The organism is Streptococcus sp. 29896, from assembly GCF_032594915.1.
In the GTDB taxonomy this organism is placed as follows: domain Bacteria; phylum Bacillota; class Bacilli; order Lactobacillales; family Streptococcaceae; genus Streptococcus; species Streptococcus suivaginalis.
Genome location: NZ_CP118733.1, coordinates 651959 through 676940, shown reverse-complemented (window position 1 = coordinate 676940; position 24982 = coordinate 651959). Strand labels below are relative to the sequence as shown.

General features: G+C 42.6%; 25 protein-coding genes, 1 tRNA gene and 1 pseudogene. 8 read left to right on the top strand and 19 right to left on the bottom strand.

The window, feature by feature from the left end; translation table 11 throughout:
- Positions 1-20 precede the first annotated feature (20 nt).
- Positions 21-1679: an Rqc2 family fibronectin-binding protein gene (locus tag PXH68_RS03215; RefSeq protein WP_248027448.1), complete on the top strand. Its 1659-nt coding sequence runs from the start codon at positions 21-23 to the stop codon at positions 1677-1679.
- A 25-nt stretch (positions 1680-1704) separates the two neighbouring features.
- Here the strand turns inward: PXH68_RS03215 and budA are convergent, their stop codons facing one another.
- From budA to PXH68_RS03200, 3 genes are read right to left on the bottom strand one after another with little or no spacing between them, the layout of a single operon-like run.
- The gene (gene budA, locus PXH68_RS03210) at positions 1705-2421 is read right to left on the bottom strand and encodes an acetolactate decarboxylase (protein WP_248027450.1); all 717 of its coding nucleotides are present in this window, start codon (positions 2419-2421) and stop codon (positions 1705-1707) included.
- Positions 2422-2424: 3 nt separating this feature from the next.
- Positions 2425-3654 (bottom strand): tetratricopeptide repeat protein, encoded by a 1230-nt coding sequence (locus tag PXH68_RS03205; protein WP_248027452.1) that lies wholly within the window; start codon positions 3652-3654, stop codon positions 2425-2427.
- Positions 3644-4813, bottom strand: coding sequence for an AI-2E family transporter (locus PXH68_RS03200; RefSeq protein ID WP_248027454.1), 1170 nt, complete (start codon positions 4811-4813; stop codon positions 3644-3646). The genes PXH68_RS03205 and PXH68_RS03200 overlap by 11 nt, the downstream gene beginning before the upstream one ends.
- Positions 4814-4944: 131 nt before the next feature.
- On the opposite strand from PXH68_RS03200, the gene PXH68_RS03195 reads away from it, so the two are divergent.
- Positions 4945-5955, top strand: coding sequence for a lactonase family protein (locus tag PXH68_RS03195; RefSeq protein ID WP_205030552.1), 1011 nt, complete (start codon positions 4945-4947; stop codon positions 5953-5955).
- A gap of 55 nt (positions 5956-6010) precedes the next feature.
- The gene (locus PXH68_RS03190; protein ID WP_158454439.1) at positions 6011-6196 is read left to right on the top strand and encodes a hypothetical protein; all 186 of its coding nucleotides are present in this window, start codon (positions 6011-6013) and stop codon (positions 6194-6196) included.
- Between the two features lie 652 nt (positions 6197-6848).
- Here PXH68_RS03190 and PXH68_RS03185 read toward each other — a convergent pair.
- Both PXH68_RS03185 and eno read right to left on the bottom strand, forming a co-directional pair.
- Positions 6849-7013: pseudogene (locus tag PXH68_RS03185) on the bottom strand (transposase); the annotation flags it as partial.
- Positions 7014-7339: 326 nt separating this feature from the next.
- On the bottom strand, positions 7340-8647 hold the full coding sequence (gene eno, locus PXH68_RS03180) for a surface-displayed alpha-enolase (RefSeq protein WP_099871461.1): 1308 nt from the start codon (positions 8645-8647) through the stop codon (positions 7340-7342).
- A gap of 149 nt (positions 8648-8796) precedes the next feature.
- Here eno and PXH68_RS03175 point away from each other — a divergent pair, with 149 nt between their 5' ends.
- Positions 8797-9246 carry a DUF1694 domain-containing protein gene (locus tag PXH68_RS03175; protein ID WP_248027456.1) on the top strand — a complete coding sequence of 150 codons (450 nt, stop codon included), beginning with the start codon at positions 8797-8799 and terminating at the stop codon, positions 9244-9246.
- 224 nt (positions 9247-9470) lie between these two features.
- Here the strand turns inward: PXH68_RS03175 and PXH68_RS03170 are convergent, their stop codons facing one another.
- Positions 9471-10601, bottom strand: a complete 1131-nt coding sequence (locus tag PXH68_RS03170) for a glycerate kinase family protein (protein ID WP_248027457.1) — start codon at positions 10599-10601, stop codon at positions 9471-9473.
- A 106-nt stretch (positions 10602-10707) separates the two neighbouring features.
- Here PXH68_RS03170 and PXH68_RS03165 point away from each other — a divergent pair, with 106 nt between their 5' ends.
- Complete coding sequence (locus PXH68_RS03165; RefSeq protein ID WP_205030548.1) at positions 10708-11355, top strand: HAD family hydrolase; 648 nt, start codon at positions 10708-10710, stop codon at positions 11353-11355.
- 31 nt (positions 11356-11386) lie between these two features.
- On the opposite strand, the gene serB is transcribed toward PXH68_RS03165, so the two are convergent.
- The 10 genes from serB to PXH68_RS03115 all read right to left on the bottom strand — a co-directional run bounded on the left by serB (position 11387) and on the right by PXH68_RS03115 (position 21485).
- Positions 11387-12022: a phosphoserine phosphatase SerB gene (serB, locus tag PXH68_RS03160; protein WP_248027459.1), complete on the bottom strand. Its 636-nt coding sequence runs from the start codon at positions 12020-12022 to the stop codon at positions 11387-11389.
- A 48-nt stretch (positions 12023-12070) separates the two neighbouring features.
- Entirely contained in the window at positions 12071-13795 is a 1725-nt protein-coding gene (gene ezrA / locus PXH68_RS03155; protein ID WP_205030546.1) for a septation ring formation regulator EzrA, read from the bottom strand.
- A gap of 84 nt (positions 13796-13879) precedes the next feature.
- Positions 13880-15832 (bottom strand): DNA topoisomerase (ATP-hydrolyzing) subunit B, encoded by a 1953-nt coding sequence (gene gyrB, locus PXH68_RS03150; RefSeq protein WP_205030545.1) that lies wholly within the window; start codon positions 15830-15832, stop codon positions 13880-13882.
- Positions 15833-15945: 113 nt separating this feature from the next.
- Entirely contained in the window at positions 15946-16491 is a 546-nt protein-coding gene (locus tag PXH68_RS03145; protein ID WP_158454421.1) for a DJ-1 family glyoxalase III, read from the bottom strand.
- A gap of 4 nt (positions 16492-16495) precedes the next feature.
- Entirely contained in the window at positions 16496-17725 is a 1230-nt protein-coding gene (locus tag PXH68_RS03140) for an FtsW/RodA/SpoVE family cell cycle protein (RefSeq protein WP_205030543.1), read from the bottom strand.
- Positions 17726-17945: 220 nt separating this feature from the next.
- The gene (locus tag PXH68_RS03135) at positions 17946-18914 is read right to left on the bottom strand and encodes a hypothetical protein (protein WP_248027461.1); all 969 of its coding nucleotides are present in this window, start codon (positions 18912-18914) and stop codon (positions 17946-17948) included.
- Between the two features lie 216 nt (positions 18915-19130).
- Entirely contained in the window at positions 19131-19373 is a 243-nt protein-coding gene (locus tag PXH68_RS03130; RefSeq protein WP_158454415.1) for a type B 50S ribosomal protein L31, read from the bottom strand.
- Between the two features lie 102 nt (positions 19374-19475).
- Positions 19476-19631, bottom strand: a complete 156-nt coding sequence (locus PXH68_RS03125; RefSeq protein ID WP_248027463.1) for a hypothetical protein — start codon at positions 19629-19631, stop codon at positions 19476-19478.
- Positions 19628-20560: an FAD:protein FMN transferase gene (locus tag PXH68_RS03120; protein ID WP_248027465.1), complete on the bottom strand. Its 933-nt coding sequence runs from the start codon at positions 20558-20560 to the stop codon at positions 19628-19630. Before PXH68_RS03120 ends, PXH68_RS03125 begins: the two co-directional genes overlap by 4 nt.
- Positions 20547-21485 carry a DHH family phosphoesterase gene (locus PXH68_RS03115; protein WP_248027469.1) on the bottom strand — a complete coding sequence of 313 codons (939 nt, stop codon included), beginning with the start codon at positions 21483-21485 and terminating at the stop codon, positions 20547-20549. Before PXH68_RS03115 ends, PXH68_RS03120 begins: the two co-directional genes overlap by 14 nt.
- 115 nt (positions 21486-21600) lie before the next feature.
- On the opposite strand from PXH68_RS03115, the gene PXH68_RS03110 reads away from it, so the two are divergent.
- Genes PXH68_RS03110 through PXH68_RS03100 form a run of 3 tightly spaced genes read left to right on the top strand, consistent with a single transcriptional unit; the run spans position 21601 to position 23550 of the window.
- The gene (locus tag PXH68_RS03110; protein WP_158454411.1) at positions 21601-22053 is read left to right on the top strand and encodes a flavodoxin; all 453 of its coding nucleotides are present in this window, start codon (positions 21601-21603) and stop codon (positions 22051-22053) included.
- Positions 22054-22106: 53 nt separating this feature from the next.
- Positions 22107-22385: a chorismate mutase gene (locus PXH68_RS03105; protein WP_248027471.1), complete on the top strand. Its 279-nt coding sequence runs from the start codon at positions 22107-22109 to the stop codon at positions 22383-22385.
- Positions 22375-23550 carry a chloride channel protein gene (locus tag PXH68_RS03100; RefSeq protein ID WP_248027473.1) on the top strand — a complete coding sequence of 392 codons (1176 nt, stop codon included), beginning with the start codon at positions 22375-22377 and terminating at the stop codon, positions 23548-23550. The genes PXH68_RS03105 and PXH68_RS03100 overlap by 11 nt, the downstream gene beginning before the upstream one ends.
- A 73-nt stretch (positions 23551-23623) precedes the next feature.
- Here the strand turns inward: PXH68_RS03100 and PXH68_RS03095 are convergent.
- The 3 genes from PXH68_RS03095 to rplS all read right to left on the bottom strand — a co-directional run bounded on the left by PXH68_RS03095 (position 23624) and on the right by rplS (position 24959).
- A tRNA-Arg gene (locus PXH68_RS03095) sits at positions 23624-23695 on the bottom strand.
- Positions 23696-23746: 51 nt separating this feature from the next.
- Positions 23747-24424: a beta/alpha barrel domain-containing protein gene (locus PXH68_RS03090; protein WP_205030537.1), complete on the bottom strand. Its 678-nt coding sequence runs from the start codon at positions 24422-24424 to the stop codon at positions 23747-23749.
- A gap of 187 nt (positions 24425-24611) precedes the next feature.
- Positions 24612-24959, bottom strand: a complete 348-nt coding sequence (rplS, locus tag PXH68_RS03085; protein ID WP_024380029.1) for a 50S ribosomal protein L19 — start codon at positions 24957-24959, stop codon at positions 24612-24614.
- Positions 24960-24982 lie beyond the last annotated feature (23 nt).

Genomic DNA, 24982 nt, shown 5'->3' with positions numbered 1-24982 from the left:
CGATTAGAAAGAGGAAAACCATGTCTTTTGACGGATTTTTTTTACATCACATGACGGCTGAGTTACAGGCCAATTTAGAAGGTGGGCGGATTCAGAAAATCAACCAGCCCTTTGAGCAGGAAATTGTCCTCAACATCCGCAGCAACCGTCAGAGCCATAAGTTGCTCCTGTCCGCCCATTCGGTCTTCGGTCGAGTTCAGCTGACCCAGTCGGAGTTTACCAATCCCAAGGTGCCCAATACCTTTACCATGATTCTGCGGAAATATTTACAAGGTGCCATTATCGAGGACATCCGTCAGTTGGACAATGACCGCATCTTAGAATTTTCCGTGTCCAACAAGGATGAGATTGGCGACCATATCCAAGCTACCTTGATTGTGGAAATCATGGGCAAGCACAGCAATATCATCTTGGTCGATAAGTCTGAACAAAAGATTATCGAGGCAATCAAGCACGTCGGTTTCTCACAAAATTCTTACCGAACTATTTTGCCAGGCTCCACCTACATTCGTCCACCGGAGACGCATTCTCTCAATCCTTATACGGTGTCTGATGAGAAATTGTTTGAAATCTTATCGACTCAGGAACTGAATCCAAAAAATCTCCAACAGGTCTTTCAAGGTTTGGGTCGGGATACAGCTTCTGAACTGGCTAGTCTTTTGCAGTCAGACCGCCTGAAGAACTTCCGTGCCTTTTTTGACCAGGCAACACAGCCTAACCTGACAGACAAGTCCTATACTGCTCTGCCATTGGCCAACAGCCCTGAAAACCAGCCTCACTTTGAGAGTCTAAGCAGTTTGCTAGACTTCTACTATCAGGACAAGGCGGAGCGGGATCGGGTGGCCCAGCAGGCCAATGAGCTGATCAAGCGGGTGGCCAGTGAGCTGGAGAAGAATCGCAAGAAGTTGGTCAAGCAAGAGCAGGAATTGGCGGATACGGAGACGGCGGAGTTGGTACGGCAAAAGGGTGAACTCTTGACCACCTATCTGCACCAGGTGCCCAATGACCAGCCGAGTGTGCGATTAGACAACTACTATACGGGCGAAGAGCTGGAGATTGAGTTGGACGTGGCTTTGACTCCTAGCCAAAATGCCCAGCGTTACTTCAAGAAGTACCAGAAACTCAAGGAGGCGGTCAAGCACTTGACCAACTTGATTGAGGAAACCAAGGCAACCATTGTCTATCTGGAGTCCGTTGATACCATGCTGGGACAGGCTAGTCTGGCAGAGATCGATGAAATCCGTGAAGAGCTGATTGAAACAGGCTACCTCAAACGTCGCCACCGTGAGAAAATCCATAAGCGTCAGAAACCTGAGCGATACTTGGCGACGGACGGGAAGACCATTATTCTGGTCGGAAAAAATAACCTGCAAAATGATGAGTTGACCTTCAAAATGGCCAAGAAAGGCGAACTCTGGTTCCACGCCAAAGACATTCCAGGCAGTCACGTGGTCATCACAGATAACTTGGACCCAAGCGACGAGGTCAAGACAGACGCGGCGGAGCTGGCTGCCTACTTCTCTAAGGCAAGGCATTCTAACTTGGTCCAAGTCGATATGATTGAAGCCAAGAAACTGCATAAGCCAACAGGTGGCAAGCCAGGATTTGTGACCTACCGCGGTCAGAAGACCCTCCGCGTCACCCCAACTGAAGACAAAATAAAATCCATGAAAATCTAGTTCATGGATTTTTCTGTATTGAAATCTACTCCGCCTTATCAATATCTTCTCTGACTTCCTTAGCATTGAACTTAGCGAAAAGATACTGGCGGTCTTGGACTGGAAAGCGTTGATCTAGCTGATCGACTGGGCCCACTTCCACCATTCCTTCTGAAATAATATAGTCCATGACATGCCCACCGAAGGTCAAATCATCCGAAATAAAATGCAAATGATAGCCAGCCACACTGACTCCATGGAAAATCTCTGGTGTCCAAATACCAACAATGGTACCTGAAATGTTCTCAACGGTATACTCAGGCTGGCGACTAGCCACTTCCGCAAAACGAACATCCGAAGCCGATTTTGGAATCATGCGGACATGCATCCGAGCGAAAGTCCCCTTGATTTTGATAGAGCGAAAAAGATTTTCCCCATCATAATAGGATTCAATTCGCTGGTGCAATTCCTCATGAGTCATTTCAAAGCGTTGTTTGAAAATGACTTCTGCTTCGTGAAAAATAACCGCTGCATAGGGGACCTTCATATCAGCAGGAACTTCAACCACTTCTGGTTTTTCCCCTGCTCCCTTGGCCTGATAGGCCTTTCCATCCAAGACAATCAGCTCGCCGTCAATGGAATCCAGGGTTCCCAAGCCCAAATCACCATGTTCCAACAATTCACCAACCGTCAAGGAGCCGCCATACAGTCCTGCCATCAAGGCACCGAGTGTATTGTATTGAAATAATCGATTTACTTGCATAACCTACTCTTCATTCAAAAATTCTTGCATGGCTAAATCGTCTGGCACCAATTGGATATAACGACTAGCTTGCTCTTTTGCCTCATCCAAACGACCAAGTTGACGTAAAACCGCTACGTAATCAGCCAAAAATTCAGGATTCTCAGCCAATTCTCCGGCCAATTCATCGTAAAGCTCAATTGCTTCATCATCTCTTTCTAGAGCTTGATAGGCCTTGGCCATATTCCAGCGAGCTAGAACGTTATCTACCTCTTCATCAAATAAAGCCACAACCTCTTCAAATCGCTCTTGTTCAAGATACAGATTGGACAAGCGTAGAGCTAGTTCGTTACTATCATCTGCCACCTCTTTTGCCCGTAGAAGATAATCTTCTGCCCCCGCCTCATCATGCAATTCATAGGCATACTGTGAAGCCTGGAGCAAGAGATTGGCATCAAAGTCATTTTTAGCTAAGCCTTTTTGAGTCATAGCCAAGGCATCTTCTAATTTATGCTCGGCATGAAGCGACTGAGCATAGGCATATTCATAGCCTTCAAAATCAGGATTGATGGTATCCAGCTGCTTGAAATAGAGATTGGCCTTTTGGTATTCTTCGCGTTCAAATAGCAGAGCTGCTAACTCAAAAACTGTCTGGTCATCGTATTCCAACTCAACAGCTTTTTCCAAAAATTCAATGGCCGCTTCAAATTTCCCTAAACTGGCATAGGCAAGCCCAATTCGCTGGTAGGTAGAAACTCCTGTTAATTCGTAAATTTCACGATTATCCAGCTGGGCATAATAAGAAATGGCTTCCTTAAATAATTCCAATTCCATGTCCAACTCTGCCAAACCAAAGAGGATAATAGGTTCATCTGACAAATGACTTGCTTCTAACAATTTCTCACGCGCCACATCTGACAAGCCTTCTGCCTGATACAAGTCCGCTTTGACCAACAAGGCTTCCACATAGGCAGGACTGTCTTCCGAAATTTCCTCCAAATAACCGAAAGCTTCTTCAACCAAGCCATCTTCAAAAGCAATCTGAGCCAGATTGAGGGCTACCTCAGGATAGGTTTCCTTGAGCTGGTCATAGATTTGTGCAGCCTGAGGGAAAAAACCAATACTTTCCAGATAGGCAGCCAAGGACAAAAGCGTTTCACTATCATCCTGCACCAAGGCGCGCTTGAAATACTTATCTGCCTTATCTAAATCCTGCTGGTCCAAACAAGCCAACATTTTTTCACTATTGTTCATGAACTTCTTCTATTTCTCCTTCTTCTTCATAGAGACCACTATAAGCTTTATACCATTCAAAAATAGCCTTGACGACTACCTTGATCGAAGCGTAGATTGGAATTCCCAACAAAACACCCAAAACACCATACATCTGACCAGCCGTCAACAAGACAAACAAAATGGTAATCGGATGGATGCTCAAGGATGAACCGATAATCAATGGCGTTACAAAACGTCCTTCGATGGTTTGTTCCACCATAAAGACAATCAAAACCTTGATCAACATAAACGGTCCAGCAATAATCCCTAAAATAACAGCTGGAATCATGGCCAAAAATGAACCAAGATAAGGAATTAAATTCAAAAAGCCAGCCACAATTCCAAGGGTAATCGGATAATTCAAACCGATGATGGAAAACATGACAGAGAACATGAAGGCAACAATCATCGCCACTGTCACCTGCCCTCTCACATAGTTTGCCAACTGGCTATTGACATCCGTCAAGACTTGGCCGATTGGCGACCGCCACTTGGTCGGTAAAAATTTGATGATATTGCCTTTCACCTGATTTCCATCCCGTAAGAGATAAAAGAGGATAAAGGGCATGATTAAGATAGAAACGATAATTTGCGAGGCAGTCGAAATCAGATTGCTGGCCCAATTGACAGCACTGGTTGACATATTCCGAGCAAAGGTCATGATTTGATCATTTAGTTTGTTCAACTGTTCCAAGGCTGTTGGACGGAATTGAGCAAACTGTTCATTCTCCAGTAGCTTGGTCGCAATCCCTTCGATTTCAGCAATGTAGCCAGGGAGATTGCGCATAAAGGACATGATCTGGGTCTGTGCGCTAGGAATGGCAACAGCCAGTCCCCACACCAGCAAGAGCGCAATCAGTACAAACAGGATACTGATTCCCACAGTACGCGAAAATTTATACTTTTCAAACAGGTCAACCAAGGGATTGAGCAAATAATACAGCAGACCAGTCAATAGCATAGGCAGGAGAATAATGGAGAGAAAATCTGCCAAAGGACTGAAGATAAAACTAACCTTGGTGAAAACAAAGAGGGAAGAGAGAATTAAAAGGGTCACTAGAAAAAAGCTGACCGCTTGATTATTGATAATCCATTTGTAAAGCCAGGTTTGACTAAATCGTGATTGCTTGTCTTCCATATTTACCTCACTTTCTTTGTTTCTATTGTACCATTTTCTCCAATTTTTTTGAAAATGGAAATACGACTTTCTAAGCATTCCTTAAGGAAAAATGTGCTATAATAAAGCCAGTTTAGAAAAAGGAGACCAACATGACAGTTTATTTTGGAACCTATACGAAACGAGACTCAAAGGGTATTTATGCAGCAGATTTCGATGAGGCGAGTGGTCAGCTCAGCAATCCTCGCCTAGTTGCCAACGAACCAAACCCTACTTATCTGGCCTTTGCTAAAGATGGAAGCCTTTATTCCGTTGGTGCAGAGCAAGGGTTAGGTGGGATTGCCGCTTTCACTGCAGATCTGACACCTCTCAATCACGTTGTTGAAGAAGGGGCACCGCTTTGCTATGTAGCTGTCGACGAAGAACGACAACTAGTTTATGGGGCCAACTACCATAAGGGGCAAGTTTTAGTCTATAAACGTTTGGAAGACGGCAGTCTGGAATTAACGGATTCAGCTGTCCATACAGGATCTGGACCACATGAAAATCAAGCTTCTCCCCACGTTCATTTTGCCGACCTAACCCCTGACAAATTCTTAGTAACCTGTGATTTGGGAACCGATCAAGTCATCACCTATGCTGTCTCTGACCAAGGAAAATTAGAAAAGAAAACAACCTATCAGGCACAAGCTGGTGCTGGTCCCCGTCATATTGTCTTTCATCCCTACACCAAATTAGCCTATTTGATTTGTGAGCTAAATTCTACAATTGAAGTACTGATTTATGACGGACTTGGTTATTTTGAGCGGATGCAAACCATCTCAACACTCCCTTCAGACTACCAGGGTTTCAATGGCACAGCTGCTATCCGGATTACAAAAGATGGTCAGTATGTTTATGCCTCTAACCGCGGTCATGATTCCATTGCTGTGTACCGAACTTTGGGAGATGCCAGCTTGGAATTAGTCGAAATTGTGCCAACACATGGAAAAACTCCTCGGGATTTCGCTCTGAGCCCAGATGAAAAATTTCTCCTAGTCGCCCATCAGGATTCAGATAATATCGTCATCTTTTCACGCGAAGAAGCAACTGGAAAACTCTGGGCCATCTCAAATGACGTCCAAATCCCAGAAGCTGTTTGCGTGACATTTCCTCAAGACTAAATGCTTGTGAAATCGCTCTATTTATGGTTGAATTATGATATAGGAGGTGAAGAACATGAATCCAACAGATTTGTTAAATCAAGTAAAAGATTTGATTGCAAACAAAGACTTTGACGGCGCAAAACAATTTATCGAAGAAAACAAAGATCAATTCGGTGAATACCTTGAGCAAGCAAAAGGTCTCTTATCTGGTACAGAAGGCGTAAGCGGTCTTTTGGACAAGGTAAAAGGTTTGTTTTAATATAGAAAACTAGGTTATTAAGCCTAGTTTCAGATTGAAGAAAAAGTCCATTTTGAACGATTTTCTTCAATCTTTTTTTATTTATGGTGAAAATCAATAACTATTAGAAACATTGGAATAGCAGTTGTTCTATGAGTTTTATATCTTGCAATTTTGTAAAAGACTTTTCAATTTTTTATGCTTTGAGAAGTTTGTTTCTGTTCTAGGGCATCTTATTAGTTACATTTATTTTTATTATACCATGCTTATCAAGTACTATATTTTGATACCAAAATTAAACAATATAACATCTTTTATGCAATGTAAATCTAACATATGATACAGCCCCTACTATAACTCTCGAGAAAAATAAAAAGCCCCTAAAAGGGGCAGATAAGCACAATGACACGGATTCGCACCGTGGCTACCTCTATCAAGGTGTACTCCTTCTATACTATCACTTGTGCTTGGGAAAATTATATCACACAATCAACTAGATATCAACAATTTCAGAATATACCCACATATTTTGCAAAGGTGCAAAGGTGCAAAGCTAAAATACAAATCCGATTTTTGGTAAACCACCTCAGTGAGCAGCGTTCATTTTCCTTCTGAAATCTCTCCAACTTTGTCGTCTCTTCCTAAGTCTTCTTTTATTTACACCTCATTATTAGTGACCTCCTCTTTTTTCAAGAAAAGTATACCCGTTTTTCTTGTATTGTGCTATCCACTTTGGAAGAGTTCCTTGATTTGTAAGAGCATAATCAAGAGCTACTTGATTAAGAGAGTGACCAACAATTAGAACTTCATCAATCACTTCCATCTTTAATTCTGGAGGTGGTGTACTTCACGCTCTGGACATTGTTTATTCTGTATCTATTTGTAAAAGTAGATAAATGTCTTGATTGACCACTTTGACATTGTTCATAAACTTTTACTTTGTTTTATTAGTTCAATTTCATAAAAATAGCACCTAAAGTTAAATTTTCTATCGAACTTTTGGAGTACAGATTAACCTTAAGAGTATTACTTCACTTCGCCATACAAGCTCTGAAATAAATTAGTACACTGTACTACGAAAAACAAGCCTGGAAATTTCCAGACTTGTTCTTATTATAACCCTCGCTATACTAGCTCGGGGATAAATTAGTACACTGTACTAATTTATTTTTTCAAGTTGTAGAATGAGTTCAAGCCTTTGTAGACTGCAACTTCACCCAATTGATCTTCGATACGAAGCAATTGGTTGTATTTAGCGATACGGTCTGTACGTGACAATGAACCTGTCTTGATTTGGCCAGCGTTAGTTGCAACTGCGATGTCAGCGATTGTTGAATCTTCAGTTTCACCTGAACGGTGTGATACAACTGCAGTGTAGCCAGCTTCTTTAGCCATTTCGATAGCTTCAAATGTTTCAGTAAGAGTACCGATTTGGTTAACTTTGATAAGGATTGAGTTAGCAGCACCTTCTTTGATACCACGTGCAAGGTAGTCAGTGTTTGTTACGAAGAAGTCGTCACCAACCAATTGAACGCGTTTACCAAGACGCTCAGTAAGTGCTTTCCAACCATCCCAGTCGTTTTCATCCATACCATCTTCGATAGTGATGATTGGGTATTTGTTAACCAATTCTTCAAGGTAGTCGATTTGCTCTGCAGATGTACGAACAGCAGCGCCTTCGCCTTCGAATTTAGTGTAGTCGTAAACTTTACGCTCTTTGTCGTAGAACTCAGATGACGCACAGTCGAAACCGATCATGATGCCGTTTTCGCCAGCTTCGTAACCAGCAGCTTCGATAGCTTCGATGATTGTTTCAACACCGTCTTCAGTTCCTTCGAACTTAGGAGCGAAACCACCTTCGTCACCAACAGCTGTTACCAAACCACGAGCTTTCAAGATTTTCTTCAAAGCGTGGAATACTTCAGCACCCCAACGAAGACCTTCTTTGAATGAAGGAGCGCCAACTGGCAAGATCATGAATTCTTGGAAAGCGATTGGAGCGTCTGAGTGTGAACCACCGTTGATGATGTTCATCATTGGAGTTGGCAATACTTTAGTGTTGAATCCGCCAAGGTAAGTGTAAAGTGGCACTTCAAGGTAGTCAGCAGCTGCACGCGCAACAGCGATAGAAACACCAAGGATTGCGTTTGCACCCAATTTACCTTTGTTAGGAGTACCGTCAAGAGCGATCATAGCGCGGTCGATAGCTTGTTGATCACGAACGTCATAACCGATGATAGCGTCAGCAATCACGTTATTTACGTTGTCAACAGCTTTTTGTGTACCAAGACCAAGGTAACGAGACTTGTCACCGTCGCGAAGTTCAACTGCTTCGTGCTCACCAGTAGAAGCTCCTGAAGGAACCATACCACGTCCGAAAGCACCTGATTCAGTATAAACTTCAACTTCAAGTGTAGGGTTACCGCGTGAGTCAAGGACTTCGCGAGCGTAAACATCAGTAATAATTGACATTATATTACTCTCCTTTGAGTTTAAAATTGTTACATAGCTATCATACCCTAAAAATACAGATTTTTCAAGAAAAAACAGGTTATTTTACAGAAACCAAGGATGTAAACGCTTGCCTTTTCAGCAGTCCCTTTTTATGCTATACTAAGGACATGACTGATATTCAAAAAACAATTTTACAAAAAGCAAGTGGCGAAACACGCCTTGATCCAGACCAACAACGCATCTACATGGGCACCTTTAGAGAACGAGTCGTCCTCATCTTGACCTTTGACCAAGTGCAGTCACAAACTTTTCAAGATAAGCTACCAATCCTGTGCAGAGATCTAAGTGTCCGCTTCCAGCCTCTCACATTGAAGCTGTCTCCAAGCCTGTCAGACAGATTGCAAGTTGCCATTATTAAGACAGCGCAATCTCTGGGACTAACTACTTCTATCATCGATGAAAAAGTGGGGCATTCTCCTTATGCCCTAGTCTTTCATACAGATCATGCAGTCGATCAAGAAGATATTAGCCTAGAAGCCGTCTTCCCAAATCTTGTCAAACAAGAAGAGAAAAAGGAAGAGCAAAAAACCTCTTTCTGGAAAAAATTATTTGGTTAGTCTTTATTATCAATAAAGTAGGACACATACTAAAACGAGAATAATACCGGTTAGACTAAGAATTCCTAGCAATCTGCCTCTTTCATTTTTTTCATTGAAAAAGAACATTACTCAATTTGCCTTTATTAGATTCATTTCTGTTCCTCTTTCATTTTTGAGCAGTTTCATAAGGGATACTAGCTTAAGAATACAAATAAAAATGAATACAATAATGGCCACATGTTTCACAAATTCCATTTTTGTTGACCTCCTAACTGAAGAATTCTTGCCACCTGTTCCGCTGTGCGGATCAGGTTTTTTTCTGCATTTTCGAGTGTGTTTTCCAAACTATCCACTTCAGAGATTATAGGAAATGCAGCGCAGATTTTTTCAAAAGGAAAATCGGGAAGGTCATCCTTTAAGCTACCACAAATGGCGATGATCGGAATCCCTATTGGTGTTCGTCTTGCCACCCCGACTGGCGTTTTTCCAGCCAAACTCTGGGCATCCATCCGTCCTTCGCCTACAATAACGAGATCAGCTTGAGCAACATGTTGATCAAAATCTAACTGATCCAAGACAAAATCAATACCTGTCTGGATATGGGCACAAGCAAACTGCACCAAACCTGCAGCCATCCCTCCTCCTGCTCCCGCTCCAGGCAGATCTAAAATAGCAGGATTGACCATTTTGTAAAAGGACTGCATGGCCTGATCGACCTGTGGAAACTGTGAAGCAGAAAGTCCTTTCTGCCCTGCAAATGTATAAGTTGCACCTGCAGGACCACAGAGAGGATTGGTCACATCTGTAATGAGATCAATTCGAAGGCTTGAAGGGTCAATCTGCAAATTAGCTTGGGAGATACGAGCGATCTTGCTGAGACTGGCGCCAATTGCAGGCAATTCCTGATCGTCAGCATCAAAAAATTGGACACCTAATCCTGCTGCCATGCCAATCCCGCCATCATGACTGGCCGATCCACCAATGCCAATATAGATCTGTCGAGCTCCTGCTTGGACTAGATGGACCAAAAGTTCTCCAATACCTTTTGTCGATACTTCAAGGGGATTGCGTTTGGACAGTGGGATAGAAGCTAAACCCACAATAGCAGCCATTTCAAAAACAGCCATTCCCTCTCCCATAGCATAGGAAACCTCTACCTTATCTCCAAAGGGGCCAGTCACGACCGTTTGCTTCACTTTCAAAGAAAGAGCATGGGCGAGACTTGCAACTGTTCCTTCTCCCCCATCACCTAAAGGTAGCAAATCAAAAACTGCTTTTGGATAAACCTTTGAAAATCCCTTACAAATCGCTTCAGCCACTTCTAGGGCTGAAAGAGATTCTTTAAATGAGTCTGGTGCAATCAAGATACGCATGTTCAAACCTCCCTTTTAGATATAGTATAACAGTCCATTTTCCTCCTTTCAAGTTACTCCTGTTACCAGGCCACTTTCTATGCTATACTAATGATAGGAGGTGTCTATGTATCACACAATTTTATTTGACCTAGATGGAACCTTGACCGATTCTGGACTGGGTATCATCAACTCAGTCACATATGCGCTTGAAAGTATGAACATTGATGAGCCAGACCCAGAGAATTTAAAACGATTCATTGGTCCACCACTCTATGAGTCGTTTTCCCGCTTCTATCAACTCAATCCAGCAGATACTCAAGCTGCTGTCGATGCTTTTCGAGTCTACTTTAAAGAAAAGGGAATCTTTGAAAACCAACTCTACGATGGAATTCTTCCTCTCTTAGAAAACCTTAAGCAAGCAGGGAAGAGGTTAGCGATTGCTACCTCAAAACCAGAAATCTTTGCTAAGCAAATCCTTCAACATTTTGGAATCGCACATTATTTTGATGTGATAGCAGGTGCCAGTCTGGATAGTAGCCGCATTCATAAGGCAGCTATCATCACCTATGCTTTAGACCAATTGGGGCACGGTAGCCAATCAACCATCATGGTCGGTGATCGTGAACATGACATCTTAGGTGCCAAGGCTAATCATCTCGCTTCCATCGGTGTTCTCTACGGATATGGTAACCGTAAAGAATTTGAGGAGGCTGGAGCAGATTTCATTGTCCAAAAAGTAGAAGATTTACAGAATCTCTTGCTAGAATCCTAACAAAAAAGCCAGCAGATTGCTGACTTCCGTATTATTTACCATCCAAAATCTCTATCAGTTTGTAGAGATTTTTTTCATTGATGCGGTAAGGTGCCTGTTCCTGTACAATCGGTTTGGCACAAAAAGCAACGCCAATTCCTGCTCGCTGAATCATGGGAAGGTCATTGGCTCCATCTCCCATAGCAATCGTCTGAGACAGTTCCAAACCATTTTCAACTGCCCAAGCCTCTAAACAGGCTTTCTTGGTTTCTTTTGTGACAATTTCCCCCAAAACCTGTCCTGTCAAAAGACCATCTACAACTTCCAAACGATTGGCACGAACGTAGTCTAACTCCAACTGGGCAGCCAAGCGATCAACTGTCTCATGAAAACCACCCGAAACAACGGCAACCTTATAGCCACGATTTTTTAATTCTGCAACCAAGTCCGCAGCTCCTGGTGTAAAATGAATCTTTTCCATGATACGGTCAAACACAGTAACGGGCAAGCCCTTCAAAAGGGCTACTCGTTCACGCAAGGCTTCTTCAAAGTCCAATTCCCCGCGCATTGCACGTTCTGTAATAGCAGCGACTTCTTCACCTACGCCAGCTTCTTCACCTAAAAGATCGATACCTTCTTCCAAAATCAAGGTCGAATCAACATCCATGACCAACAAGCCTTTTGTCATTTTTTCATCCTTTCTTATATAAAAATAAAAAGCCATTTGGCTTTTTATTTAGTAACGAATCGTTTCTCTTGTTTTTTCATATGAACGAACAAAACGCTCTGTTACACCAGGTTCAACTGTCTCCAAGGCAAAGGAAATCTCTTCAAAAGAAGCTTGGTAATCAAACTCTTTTTCGAAAATTGCAAGAGAACGAGTGAAGGATTTTTGAATCCCTTCGTCAAATGAACGGTAACGGTTTGCATACTGCAAGAGTTGCTCTGTCAAGGTCGCATTTTGTACGATTTGGTAAGCAATTTCTTCCAATTCATTCATATCATAAGTTGCACTTTCCAACAAACGATTGACAACTTCAGTATTGATTCGCTTGTAATCCAATTCTCCAATCAGAGCTTCCACATGGTCACTTGCACGGAAGAAAATGGTCAAGAATGAATCCGGAATACCTGGAAGGTTTCGTTTTTCCATGTAGCGTTTTAGTGTATGCAATTTGTTGATATAAAGATTTGCTTTCTTACGAGCATTTTGCTCTGAAGTTTCTTGAAGTTTCAAGTATTCAGCTAAAGCCAACTGCTCTTCTTCGATTTCCTTCAAGGACAACTCTGCATTTTCCAAACGCTCTTGTAAAATCGAGTAAGCCACTTGAGGGTTTTCCAAGTCTTCGATTCCTTCTGAAATGAGAACATCTAGCGATTCCAAACGTTTCAACAATTGTTGAATACGTGTGAACTTGCTTTCTGCCAACATATAAGATTTGTTCAAACGATCTGCTTCATCAGCAAGGGCTTGGCTATTCTGAGTGATATGCTCCAAGAATTTCGGCAAGGTCTTGCTGATTTTAACAGTCTCACGATGCGCTTCAATCTCACTTGTAAAGAGGTTATAGAGATGGTCGATGCGTTTTTGGATTATCACATTTTCAGCCTCTGCTGTATCCAAATCAAATGCCACAATCAAGGCTGTATTTTCACGAAGGGAAACACGGATTTCTTGGAACTGACTTTCGATGGCAGATTCTGTAAAGAGGTAGTTTTGGTCAATCAACTTGCGGTAACCTGACTCCAAGTCCTCCAACTGATCAGGAAGTGTAGTATTGACTGTCTCAACCAAGGCTGGAATACGATCCATGATTTGATTGAGAGCAATCATATGGTCTTCAGTCTTGTTGAGAATTTCAGAAGCTTCAATCGGGTCGCCCGATGAGTTCAACATAACAAACTCTGAAAATTCAACTTCAATATTTTTCAGTTGTTTTTCCAGCTCAGGTAAGGTATCTCCAAAGCGTTCTGGGTTGGTACGAACGGCCTCTTGCAAGTTATCAAAGAGGTCAAGGGCATGCTTCACACGACCTGAGTTCTTTTCTTCTTGCTCCTTCAATTCTGTCAAACCTTGGCGAATTGCTTCGATGTCTTCTTCAATCAAGTCAATTTGGCTTTCAATCGAATCGATAGCATTCTTGGCACTGATGAATCGGAAGGAATTGTTAAATCCCTCTGCTTCAAAAATATGGTTTTCAATATCTGCAAATGAGTTGAGGGATAAATCCACCCACTTTTGATTCCATTCGCGGAATGTCACCTGACTTTGACCAATCAAGTGTAAGTTTTTAACAGCCTCCACCTCGTGGTTGACTGGAAGGTTAAACAACTCTTCTTTTCTATCTTCTAATGCTGTAAGCAAGTTATCATTTCGTTTTCGAATGATCAAGCAAGCCACATAGGCCAGAATCAAGATCACAACAATCGAAACGATTAAGATGATTGTTCCTGTAGGCATGTAAATCTCCTTAGATATATAATTTACTAGAAAATCACTTCATTATAGCACACTTTTCTAGCAATTGCACTAGTTTTCCGAATTTTATACATCAATTGTTGAATAAACAGCATTTTCTTCGATAAACTCTCGGCGTGGTTCGACTTTGTCCCCCATCAACATATCGAAAATCTTATCTGCTTCTGCTGCATCATCAACGGAGACACGTGCCATCAGGCGATTTTCTGGATTCATAGTTGTTTCCCACAATTGGTGGTCATCCATCTCTCCCAATCCTTTATAGCGTTGGATGGTTGGCTTGGAACGACCTGTACTATGTCTCTCTAAGGCTTCCTGTAGTTCCTGCTCCTGATTTGCACCCGGTTGAATATACTCTTTGATCTCACTCCCTACTTTGATACCATAAATCGGTGGCTGAGCGATATAGACATAACCTGCTTCTACAATTGGACGCATATACCGATAAAATAGGGTTAGTAAGAGGGTACGAATGTGGGCTCCATCGACATCGGCATCTGTCATAATCACCAATTTTTGATAGCGAGCCTTGGATACATCAAATTCCGCTCCAAAGCCAGTTCCCATAGCTGTAAAGAGGCTTCGAATCTCTTCGTTAGCCAAAATCTTATCCATGCTGGCTTTTTCTACGTTCAAAATCTTACCACGAATTGGCAAGATAGCTTGGAATTCACGGTCACGGCCTGATTTGGCTGAACCACCTGCAGAGTCTCCCTCCACGATAAAGAGTTCCGTTTTGGTCGCATCATTCGATGAGCAGTCCGCCAACTTACCTGGAAGGTTGGAAATTTCAAGACCTGACTTCTTACGTGTCACTTCACGAGCTCGCTTGGCAGCAATCCGGGCCTTGCTGGCGAGGATACCTTTTTCAACGATCCGGCGCGCAATCTGTGGATTTTCCAACAGGAACTCCGTAAATGCATCCGAAAACAGACGGTTGGTGATTTTGACAACCTCACTATTTCCAAGCTTGGTCTTGGTTTGCCCCTCGAATTGAGGACCGGGGTGCTTGACTGAGATAACTGCCGTCAAGCCTTCACGCACATCCTCACCCGTCAGATTATCCTCATTTTCCTTGAGAATCTTGTTCTTTTTAGCATAATCATTGATGACACGGGTCAAAGCGGTGCGGAAACCTTGCTCATGAGTTCCCCCTTCGTGGGTATGGATATTATTGGCAAAGCTGACAACATTTTCATGGTAACTGGTCGTATACTGCATCGCCACTTCCACCGTAATATCATCCATCTCACCATCCGTATAAATTGGCGTTTCAAAGATGACATCCTTATTTTCATTAAGGTACTCAACATAGGAAGCAATCCCACCTTCATAGTGGTAATCCTTTGTTTGTTCCAATCCCTCACGCTTGTCTGTCAAGGAGAGATTTAGACCACGATTTAAGAACGCAAGCTCCTGAATCCGCTTGTTTAATTTAGCAAAATCAAACTCCGTCGTCTCAGTAAAAATTTCTGGATCTGGTGTAAAGTGAACCGTTGTACCAGTTCGATCCGTCTCACCAACCACCGCTAAATCTGCAACTACTTCACCGCGTTTGTATTCTTGAAAATAAACCTGTCCATTTTTATAGACATGAACATCCAGTTGCGTTGAAAGAGCATTTACGACGGATGAACCAACGCCATGCAGACCACCAGAGACCTTGTAGCCGCCTCCGCCAAATTTTCCTCCAGCATGGAGTACTGTAAAGACCGTTTCAACAGCGGGTCGACCTGTTTTTTCTTGAATATCGACAGGAATTCCACGACCATTGTCTACAACTGTGATGGAATTATCTGGTTCAATAAAGACCTCAATCTTGCTGGCAAACCCCGCCAATGCTTCATCAATGGAATTGTCCACAATCTCCCAAACCAAGTGATGCAAACCTTCTTTTGAGGTCGATCCGATATACATCCCTGGTCGCAGACGAACAGCTTCTAATCCTTCCAAAACCTGAATCTGACTGGCATCATATTCCTGGGCTTTTTCTTGTAAATCTTTGATTTCTTCTGACATATTTCTTCCTTTTTTCTAAAAAAGCTAGACTAACTAGTACCCTTTATTATACCATATTTTCCCCTTTTTTCCTACAAAAAAGGGAGTAAGAATCACCCAACTCCCTGTATTTTTTATTGGTTTTCCCGATGAACCATTGCCTTTGCTAGGGCACTACCATCTCCACCCAAAAGATCCACCAACCTATAAGCAAAGTCAAGACTTGTTCCAGCTCCACGACTGGTGACAATCCTGCCATCCACTACTACTGTCTCCGTTGAATGAATACCAGCCTGAATTTCCTGTTCTTTTCCAGGATATGCAGTATAACGTTTGCCATCCAAAAGACCAGCTCTCTCCAATACAATCGGAGCTGCACAGATGGCTGCAACCAAGTGCTCATCTTGATTTGCTTTTTGAAGTGCAGCGATTAAGCCCTCATGGTCACGCAGATTGGTTGACCCCGGCATTCCACCAGGTAGTACGATCAAATCATAACCTGACAAGTCGCCTGAAAAAACTCGATCTGCCAAGACACGAATATCATGAGATCCTCTCACTTCTAGTGCCTCTAAGCCAATCATTTGGCAATCGAAGCCTGCACGACGAAAGACATCAACTGGCGCGAGTGCTTCAATTTCTTCAAAACCATCTGCTAACAGAACTGCAATACGCTTCATATAACTACCTCTCTATTCTTTTTATGGTAATTTTTTTATAGGTACGGGACTTATTGCGGCGTTTTTCATCTTGCAACTTGTGTTGATAACTCATGGACAAAATTAAGCCAACCCCAATCAAATTGGAAACGATAGAAGATCCACCTTGTGAAATAAAGGGAAGCGGAATCCCTGTCAAAGGCAAGATTCCTGTTGCTGCCCCAATATTTTCAAACACATGGAAGAGCAACATCATAATGAATCCCGTTGAAATATAGGTATAAAAACGATTATTGGACTGGAGCGTAATACGCAACATACGGTAAATCAAGAGCAGGTAGAGTCCAATGAGGATGCTGGCTCCAACAAAGCCAAAATCCTCTGCAATGACCGTAAAAATCATATCACTTTCCCTTACAGGAATTAGAAGATTGGTCTGATTAAAACCAATCCCTGTCAATCCCCCGCTACCAATAGCAATCAAACTCTGTGCCTGTTGATAAGTGGTTGATTGGGCATTTTTGAAGGGGTCCAACCAGGCTGAAATACGGTTGATTTTATAGGTGTCCATTCCTAAATTGTGTAAAAAGGTTGTTCCACCAGGCGAGACAAAGACCAAGAGAAAGGCCACAACCAAGATCAAACTAGTCAAGAAGACTGGGAGAATAATCTTCCAGGAAACTCCTGACATCAGGACAATACCACAAAAAATAGCTACGAAAACCAATGATGTTCCTAGGTCACTTTGGAAATACAAAAGAACCAAGACAGGCAAGGTTACAAGGAGCAACTGACCAATCAAGTAAAAATCCTCTCGAATGGACCTTTCCTGATGTTTTTTTTGAAAACTGACAACTATGCGAGACATCATGATGATGTAGGATATTTTCATAAATTCAGACGGCTGAAAGAGCGTCACACCATTGATACTCACCCAGTTCTTAGCACCCGTCGATGCCAATAAACTCGGACTATAGAAAAAAATCGGTAAGACCATCAAGGCGAGTCCTAATAGGTAGAGCCAGGGTGTGACCTTCCATAGGAACTTGGTAGAAAAAAACATTACCAGAAAGGCGATGCCCACCCCCACAACAATCCACATCAGCTGCTGCCCAACCATCTGAAAAACATAGTCAGGATAATCTTGACTGACCGCAATATAGACGGACATAAGGCCGATTAACAATAAAAAAAAGACTGGCAAAATCAAAGCATAGTCAATGCGACTATCGATTGATCCTCTATACTTGGACATAATCCCTCCCTATCCATTACTCATACATTCTTGCTCTATTATATCAAAATTTAAGAAGGAGAGAAACCACGGACCAAACTTTGACGGAAAAAATTGACAGCCCTGTGTTTGATGAGCAGTTGTTTTCAAGGTATTTTGCATTCTTAGTTTGTGAAGTCTGGATATAAAAATACCTTAGACTAAAAAGATCCAAGGTATTTCTATCATCAATAGTTGGTTACTATTTTATTGCAGAAGTAACATAGACAAAATCATCGTTCCTAACCTGAAGTGTCAAAGTGGCACTCTCACTATCAACCAATTCATTTGCTAATTGTTCAGAAATCCTTAGAATAAAGCTACTTTCAATTCCATCTGGATCAGCCCCCAAAATATAGATTGTGTAGCTTGTTCTGTCTGCATTCCATCCCCAGAACTCCTTATCAACCAAGTTTGCCTTCACCTGATATAGTTTATTTTTTTCCAAGTTTCCAGTATCATATTGACTTGTAAATTGATTCACATCCATCTCAACTGGTGTTGAGACACTTAAACTTGAAGACGAACTAGTGGTTGTCGATGTAACGGTTGAAAAACTCGAAGATTGGCTTGTAGATGTCGATGTAGCGGTTAAAGAATTCGAAGAATACGAACTGCTAACTATTGTGGAAGACTGACTTGAAGTTAACCGGTATTTTTCTGCAATCTTACCTTCTAAGTAATCCTGCTCAGTGTAAAATGATAGGGTAAATTCACCAACATTTCCTGTCACTTCAACCGTAGCATTCTTTGGAATAGAGATAGCAACGGTTTCTCCGAGGCTAGAAAACCATTCATAATCATGATATCCAGGGTGGAGGACACTCAGTCCAATTTCATTACTGTCACCATTTGTTTCCAACTCAGTTAGTACAACGTAATAAGTACCTGATTTTATTTTTTGACCTTCCGCATAATTTCCAATTTGAGAAATTGTAACGGATTCTGCTCCACTTGTTGCAAAATGAGGACGTCTACTTAATGACTCCATTTGGAACCAGACAACTAGAATAACTAAACCAAGCAGAATAAATTTTCTTTTACTAAGTTTTCCATTAGGTTTTGGCTTCATCATGAAAGCTATAAAGGTCTGTAGCCCTTGATTTAACATCTTCCCAATGAATCGTAAAACAATGACTAATTTTTCCATAACAATCTTAAGCTTTTCCATACAATTCTCCATTTTCATGATTTACATGTTATTTTCATCTTTATTTTACCATATTTAGAAAATAGATTCATAATAATTTAAGTGATGAACGTTCAACCTTCATCATGACCAAACAAGTCTACATCTTCATTCCATCTCTTTCATTTCAATAAAAAACCACCTCTGTATTTCAGAAATGGTTTTGAATCATCTTGTGTTGGATGAAAATACGATAGCTTATTTGAGACCGTATTTTTTGTTGAAACGATCCACACGTCCATCTGCTTGAGTGAACTTTTGACGTCCAGTGTAGAATGGGTGTGAGTCTGATGAAATTTCCACACGGATCAATGGGTAAGTTTCACCTTCGAATTCGATAGTTTCTTTTGAGCTCTTAGTAGAACCGCTAAGGAACTTGTAACCAGTAGTTGTGTCCATGAAGACAACAGTGCGATATTCTGGATGGATATCTTTTTTCATTATAAAAATTCCTTTCTGCCATGGACTCTTTTTCGAGCCATAGATTATAACTCATTTAGTTTACCAAATCTAGCAAATCCTGTCAAGGATTTTCTTTGATTTTTATTGCACAGACGGGCCTGAATTGGCATCTGTCCAGACCCGCACTCCAAAACCTCCCTCGGAAGCTCCAGAATCCGTATCCGTCATGGCCTGCTCTGCTTTTTCCAAGGGAATAGGCCAAAACTCTAATCCCTCTTCTTGTACTGCATCTTTCATCTTTCAATCCTATCTCGCAAGCCTGGTGTCACCACCATTTGATCGTCCGGGGTCATGATAATAGCCTCCAGCCCCTCTTGCTGACAAACTTGGTCGTAGATCTCCCGAATGGACGCACCGAAAAGGCGGGTGGTCCAAATCTCCCCGTCCACCGACTGCTTAGAGACAATGGTCAAGCTGGCGATAGCAGCCTGCAGGGGATAGCCTGTCTGGCTGTCAAAGATATGGTGGTAGGTCTTGCCTTCAAACTGGAAGGTCCTTTCGTAAATACCAGAGGTGACCACCGATTCTTCCCCTATTTTGAGGACGAGAGCATTGTTGCCACGTGGGAGCTTGGGATGCTGAATGCCGATCCGCCACAAGCCGTCTGCCTGATGAGGCGGTTGACCGAAGGTCAGAACATTGCCACCTAAGTTAATCAGTCCAGCCTGGGCACCCATTCCCTTCAAAAAGGCGACAATTTTATCCGCTATGTAGCCCTTTGCCAAGGCACCCAAGTCAATCGCCATACCTTCTTTTTTGAGAAAGACCTGCTGGTATTCTGGCTCTAGCTCGATGTCAGCTGGGTTGATGATTGCCAGTCGCTCATCGATACTAGCCTGGTCTGGCAACTTGGCATCCTTAAACCCAATCCGCCAGAGCTGCGTCAACGGTCCAATCGTGATATTGAGAAAACTATTGTCTGCCAGACTATGCTTCTTCCCCAGTTCAATCAACTCATAGAGGTCCGGGGCCACGGGGACTGCCTGTACACCTGCATTTAGATTGACCTCCATTAACTCGGAGGTCAGGTCATTGGCTGAAAAACGGTCCTTGTAGAGATAGAGAAGCTGCTCGACCTGGTCCAAGATAGGCTCTGGATTCTCATGCCAAATGGTCGTATCAATCACGGTCCCCATGAGGCGAATTTGTCTGCTACTTGCTTGCATCTTTGACTACCTGCTGAATTTCTTTGTAAATGGCTTCGTTTTCTTCTAGAGAATAAGAATTCGCCCCACTAGCTAGCGGATGACCACCACCGCCATGTCTTTTGGCAATCTCGTTAATTATAGCAGACTTGCTCCGCAGGCGAACACGGTATGATCCGTCAACTTGCTCAACAAAAATCCCCCATGACTGCACCGCTCCAATCCGACCTGGTGCCGATACAATCGCTGCTGTTTCCGCATCTGTCACATCATAAGTCTTGAGAGTTTCTTGGGTCAAGACAACTCGGGCTGCTCCATTTTCATCGACTTCTAAGTTATCATAGACATAGCCCATGAGCTTAGCAACTTTGTAGTCCATCGCATCCATTTGACGAGACAGACCTGAAAAATCAAAGTCAAACCGGCGTAAATAGGCAGCCATCTCAAATGTACGAGCAGACGTCGATGGATAGAGGAAGCGTCCAGTATCTCCGACAATGCCCGCATAGAGCAAACGAGCTATTTCTGCATCTACGTCCAATCCCAACTCTCTTGCAAAAAAGGCAATCATCTCACTGGTCGAACTACTGCTCGTGTCCACCCAGAGCAAATCTCCGTAAGCATCATCATTTGGATGGTGATCAATCTTGATGAGAAAGGCCCCATTAGCATACCGAGCATCATCAATCCGTTCGGTATTGGCTGTGTCGGTCACAATGACCAGACTCGCTGGATAGTCGCTGTCGGCTACGGTATCCATCTGCCCCAACCAAGCTAAAGTTGGCTCCTCAAAACCAGTTGCCAAAATGGTCTTTTCAGGAAAATTCAGCTGCAAGAGTTTTTTCAAACCTAGCTGACTACCTATGGCATCCGGATCCGGACGCTGGTGACGATGAAGGACAATGGTATCAAATTCTTCGATTTTTTGAACTATTTTTTTTAACATTTTTAACTCCTAGCCAGTATTTTATCACAATTGAAGCTCAATTGGTATTCCTTTACCTTTCACAATTCTTAGAAATATGCTATACTAATCCTATCATCTATTTTTGGAGGAAACTATGGCACTAGCAAAAATAGTTTACGCTAGTATGACGGGCAATACGGAAGAAATTGCCGATATTGTTGCGAATAAGTTAGAAGAATTGGGACTGGATGTGCAAGTTCACGAATGCACCACCATCGAAACAGAGGAAATTCTTGATGCAGACCTAATTGTGGTTGCTACCTACACTTACTCTTACGGTGGGGACGGTGAACTTCCAGATGAAATCGTTGATTTCTATGCAGATCTTGCAGACCTTGATTTAACTGGAAAAATCTACGGTGTCTGCGGTTCTGGTGATACCTTCTACGATGACTTTTGTAGTGCAGTGGATGACTTTGACACCATGTTGGCTTCTCGCGGTGCAAGCAAGGGCGCAGAGAGTGTAAAAGTTGACTTGGCTGCCGAAGATGAAGATATTGAAAACCTTGAAGCCTTTGCGACTGATTTAGTAGCAAAATTAGCATAAAACAGCAAGCCTAGCTTGTTGTTTTTTCTTAAAAAATGGAAACGGAGTCCCCTATGAACCTAGATCACATCCGCCAAGAAATCAATCAACTTGACAGCCAGCTGGTCCGCCTTTTGGAACAACGCATGCATTTGGTTGATCAAGTTACAGCCTTCAAACGCCAATCAGGTATGGCCGTTTTAGATAGTAATCGCGAAGAAGAGGTTCTCAACCGAGTGGCCAATCTAGTTGAAAATCCAATCTATCAGGCCAGCATCCGAGCAACATTTGCAGACATCATGAGCCATTCCCGTGCCTATCAGACCGAGCAATTGCAAGCCCATGAAAAATAAGATCCTCAACCTCATAGTCTATGTTAGTATCTCCCTTCTCTTAGGTCTCCTGGCTGGAGCAATGGCAAGCTTTTTCGGTCATATCCTTCTTTGGATCGGAACTCTGCGAAATAATCACCTATCTGTTCTCCTACCAGGTCTGGTTTTGGCTGGACTGCTTATTGTCCATGTTTATCAAAAATGGGGAAGAAATGCCAGGGCTGGCATGTCCTTAGTCTTTGAAGTAGCGCAGGGACACGATAAAAAAATTCCGCTGGTACTACTTCCTCTCATCATGATGACTACTTGGCTTAGCCATCTTTTCGGCGCATCCGTTGGCCGTGAAGGGGTTGCCGTTCAAATGGGGGCTGCTATTGCACAAGCCATAGAAAAATGGACTGGCTCTGCTATTCATCGTCCCATCCTCATCAAGATGGGGATGGCTGCTGGCTTTGCTGGTCTCTTTCAGACGCCCTTAGCTGCCAGCATTTTTGCAGTTGAGGTGCTAGCTGTCGGAAAGTTTGCTTGGAAAGGTCTTCCTGCAATTCTATTAGCTGCTTTTACAGCTGCTTGGACTTCAAACAAGCTCGGTCTTGAAAAGTTCCAGCATAGTCTCTATTTTCCAGAAGAACTCCCCTTTCATCAATTTCTTCTACTTGGTCTAGCATTTGGCTTCATCGGAAATCTCTTTGCTCTTAGTCTGGACATATCCAAAAAACAGGCTAATAAGTGGCTACCCAACCCCTATCTCCGCATGCTAATCATGGGAGTCGTGATTTCTGCTCTGCTATTCTTCCATCAAGGGCGCTACACTGGACTTGGAACAAATCTGATTGAAGCGAGTTTATCTGGTGAAACGGTCTATTCATATGATTGGATCATCAAGTTCCTGTTCACAGTTCTCTGTCTGACTGCTGGTTTCCAGGGAGGTGAGGTAACGCCCCTATTTTCTATAGGAGCAAGCAGCGGCGCCTTCCTAGCAAGCCTTCTTGGATTTCCAATCTCTCTGGCAGCCGGGCTTGGCTATACCGCAGTATTTGCAGCTGCTACTAATACTCTCATTGCCCCTATCTTGATTGCTTATGAGGTGTTCGGACCTTATCATGTCATTGAAAGCGGAATTGTCGTGGGCATAGCCTACATCCTTAACAGAAAAACCAGCATCTACAGCCAACAAATTCCTTAGGTCGAATTTGGGACAAATTTTGGACAAGAAACAAAAAAAGCCTGTTATCTCAGGCTTTTTTAGATGGTTTCTATCTCCCCTGCAGGAATCGAACCTGCAACTAATTCTTAGGAGGAATTTGTTATATCCATTTAACTAAGGGAAGGTAACTTCTATTTTACCTTAGTTAATGAAAGTTTTCAAGAGAGGTTTTATCCTATTCTTTTGTAGTTTTTCTGTATTTTTCCATTTTTGCCTTGAATAATTCACCGTTACTAGGAGCGGTATAGGTCACCGCATTGGCTCCTGCTTCAATCACTTGGCGGATAGTTTCTTCTGTTGGCCCACCTGTGGCAATAATTGGAAAATTCGGAAATTCCTTGCGCAGCTTGGCAACGACACGCGCCGTATCTAAGCCACATGAAACGTTGAGAATATCAACTCCTGCTTGGATTCGAGAAGCAATGTCCGCACATTCCGACACAACGGTATAAATGATCGGAATATCCACTGCCTTATTGACTTCCTCAATGGTCTGAACATTGGTTGGACCATTGACAACAACTGCATAGGCTCCTTCTGACTCCGAAAACAGACTCATGTTTGCCGAGCGCGTGCCTTTTGTTAGTCCACCACCGACTCCAGCCAGAACAGGCACAGAAGCAACCCGCATGATACTTTTTAAAATGGCTGGGTTTGGGGTAAAGGGATAAACGGCCAAAATAGCATCAGCATTGTTATTGGCAATGATAGCGACATCCGTCGTAAACAAAATTGAGCGAATTCTACGGCCATAGATGCGAATGCCACTACACTGGCGCATGATTTCTGGCATTTGAACAATGTCCTGTCTCAAGTCGGAAAAAATAGACGGTACGTTTTTAAACTCCTTCATGAAATTTACCTCTCACATTTATTATCTCTAGTTTACTACTTTTTTTGTCGATATCAATATATTTTCTGCATTTTCTACTTCATTTGACTCAAAAACTGGATCAAAAGTCGAATCGAATAGATGAAAAAGAAAAAGAGACAGCAGAACTGTCTCTTTTTCATGGTCCGACTTGGATAGAAAAACTATCTTAACGACGGATTTCTTTGATACGCGCAGCTTTACCTTGCAATGCACGTAGGTAGTACAATTTAGCACGACGTACTTTACCGTAACGTACGACTTCAATCTTGTCAACACGTGGAGTGTGGATTGGGAATGTACGCTCAACACCTACACCGCCAGAAATTTTGCGGACAGTGTACATTTCTGAGATACCTTGACCTTTACGAGAGATAACAACACCTTCGAAGATCTGGATACGCTCACGAGTTCCTTCCACAACCTTAGCGTGAACACGAACAGTGTCACCAGGACGGAAAGAAGGGATATCAGTACGAAGTTGACCTTCAGTCAAACTTTGAATTAATGGATTCATTTTTTTCTACTCCTATCTTGTTA

Coding starts and splice junctions, on each gene's coding strand:
- PXH68_RS03215 (WP_248027448.1), top strand. CDS start 21: ATGTCTTTTGACGGATTTTTTTTACATCACATGACGGCTGAGTTACAG.
- budA (WP_248027450.1), bottom strand. CDS start 2,421: ATGCAAGTAAATCGATTATTTCAATACAATACACTCGGTGCCTTGATG.
- PXH68_RS03205 (WP_248027452.1), bottom strand. CDS start 3,654: ATGAACAATAGTGAAAAAATGTTGGCTTGTTTGGACCAGCAGGATTTA.
- PXH68_RS03200 (WP_248027454.1), bottom strand. CDS start 4,813: ATGGAAGACAAGCAATCACGATTTAGTCAAACCTGGCTTTACAAATGG.
- PXH68_RS03195 (WP_205030552.1), top strand. CDS start 4,945: ATGACAGTTTATTTTGGAACCTATACGAAACGAGACTCAAAGGGTATT.
- PXH68_RS03190 (WP_158454439.1), top strand. CDS start 6,011: ATGAATCCAACAGATTTGTTAAATCAAGTAAAAGATTTGATTGCAAAC.
- eno (WP_099871461.1), bottom strand. CDS start 8,647: ATGTCAATTATTACTGATGTTTACGCTCGCGAAGTCCTTGACTCACGC.
- PXH68_RS03175 (WP_248027456.1), top strand. CDS start 8,797: ATGACTGATATTCAAAAAACAATTTTACAAAAAGCAAGTGGCGAAACA.
- PXH68_RS03170 (WP_248027457.1), bottom strand. CDS start 10,601: ATGCGTATCTTGATTGCACCAGACTCATTTAAAGAATCTCTTTCAGCC.
- PXH68_RS03165 (WP_205030548.1), top strand. CDS start 10,708: ATGTATCACACAATTTTATTTGACCTAGATGGAACCTTGACCGATTCT.
- serB (WP_248027459.1), bottom strand. CDS start 12,022: ATGACAAAAGGCTTGTTGGTCATGGATGTTGATTCGACCTTGATTTTG.
- ezrA (WP_205030546.1), bottom strand. CDS start 13,795: ATGCCTACAGGAACAATCATCTTAATCGTTTCGATTGTTGTGATCTTG.
- gyrB (WP_205030545.1), bottom strand. CDS start 15,832: ATGTCAGAAGAAATCAAAGATTTACAAGAAAAAGCCCAGGAATATGAT.
- PXH68_RS03145 (WP_158454421.1), bottom strand. CDS start 16,491: ATGAAGCGTATTGCAGTTCTGTTAGCAGATGGTTTTGAAGAAATTGAA.
- PXH68_RS03140 (WP_205030543.1), bottom strand. CDS start 17,725: ATGTCCAAGTATAGAGGATCAATCGATAGTCGCATTGACTATGCTTTG.
- PXH68_RS03135 (WP_248027461.1), bottom strand. CDS start 18,914: ATGGAAAAGCTTAAGATTGTTATGGAAAAATTAGTCATTGTTTTACGA.
- PXH68_RS03130 (WP_158454415.1), bottom strand. CDS start 19,373: ATGAAAAAAGATATCCATCCAGAATATCGCACTGTTGTCTTCATGGAC.
- PXH68_RS03125 (WP_248027463.1), bottom strand. CDS start 19,631: ATGAAAGATGCAGTACAAGAAGAGGGATTAGAGTTTTGGCCTATTCCC.
- PXH68_RS03120 (WP_248027465.1), bottom strand. CDS start 20,560: ATGCAAGCAAGTAGCAGACAAATTCGCCTCATGGGGACCGTGATTGAT.
- PXH68_RS03115 (WP_248027469.1), bottom strand. CDS start 21,485: ATGTTAAAAAAAATAGTTCAAAAAATCGAAGAATTTGATACCATTGTC.
- PXH68_RS03110 (WP_158454411.1), top strand. CDS start 21,601: ATGGCACTAGCAAAAATAGTTTACGCTAGTATGACGGGCAATACGGAA.
- PXH68_RS03105 (WP_248027471.1), top strand. CDS start 22,107: ATGAACCTAGATCACATCCGCCAAGAAATCAATCAACTTGACAGCCAG.
- PXH68_RS03100 (WP_248027473.1), top strand. CDS start 22,375: ATGAAAAATAAGATCCTCAACCTCATAGTCTATGTTAGTATCTCCCTT.
- PXH68_RS03090 (WP_205030537.1), bottom strand. CDS start 24,424: ATGAAGGAGTTTAAAAACGTACCGTCTATTTTTTCCGACTTGAGACAG.
- rplS (WP_024380029.1), bottom strand. CDS start 24,959: ATGAATCCATTAATTCAAAGTTTGACTGAAGGTCAACTTCGTACTGAT.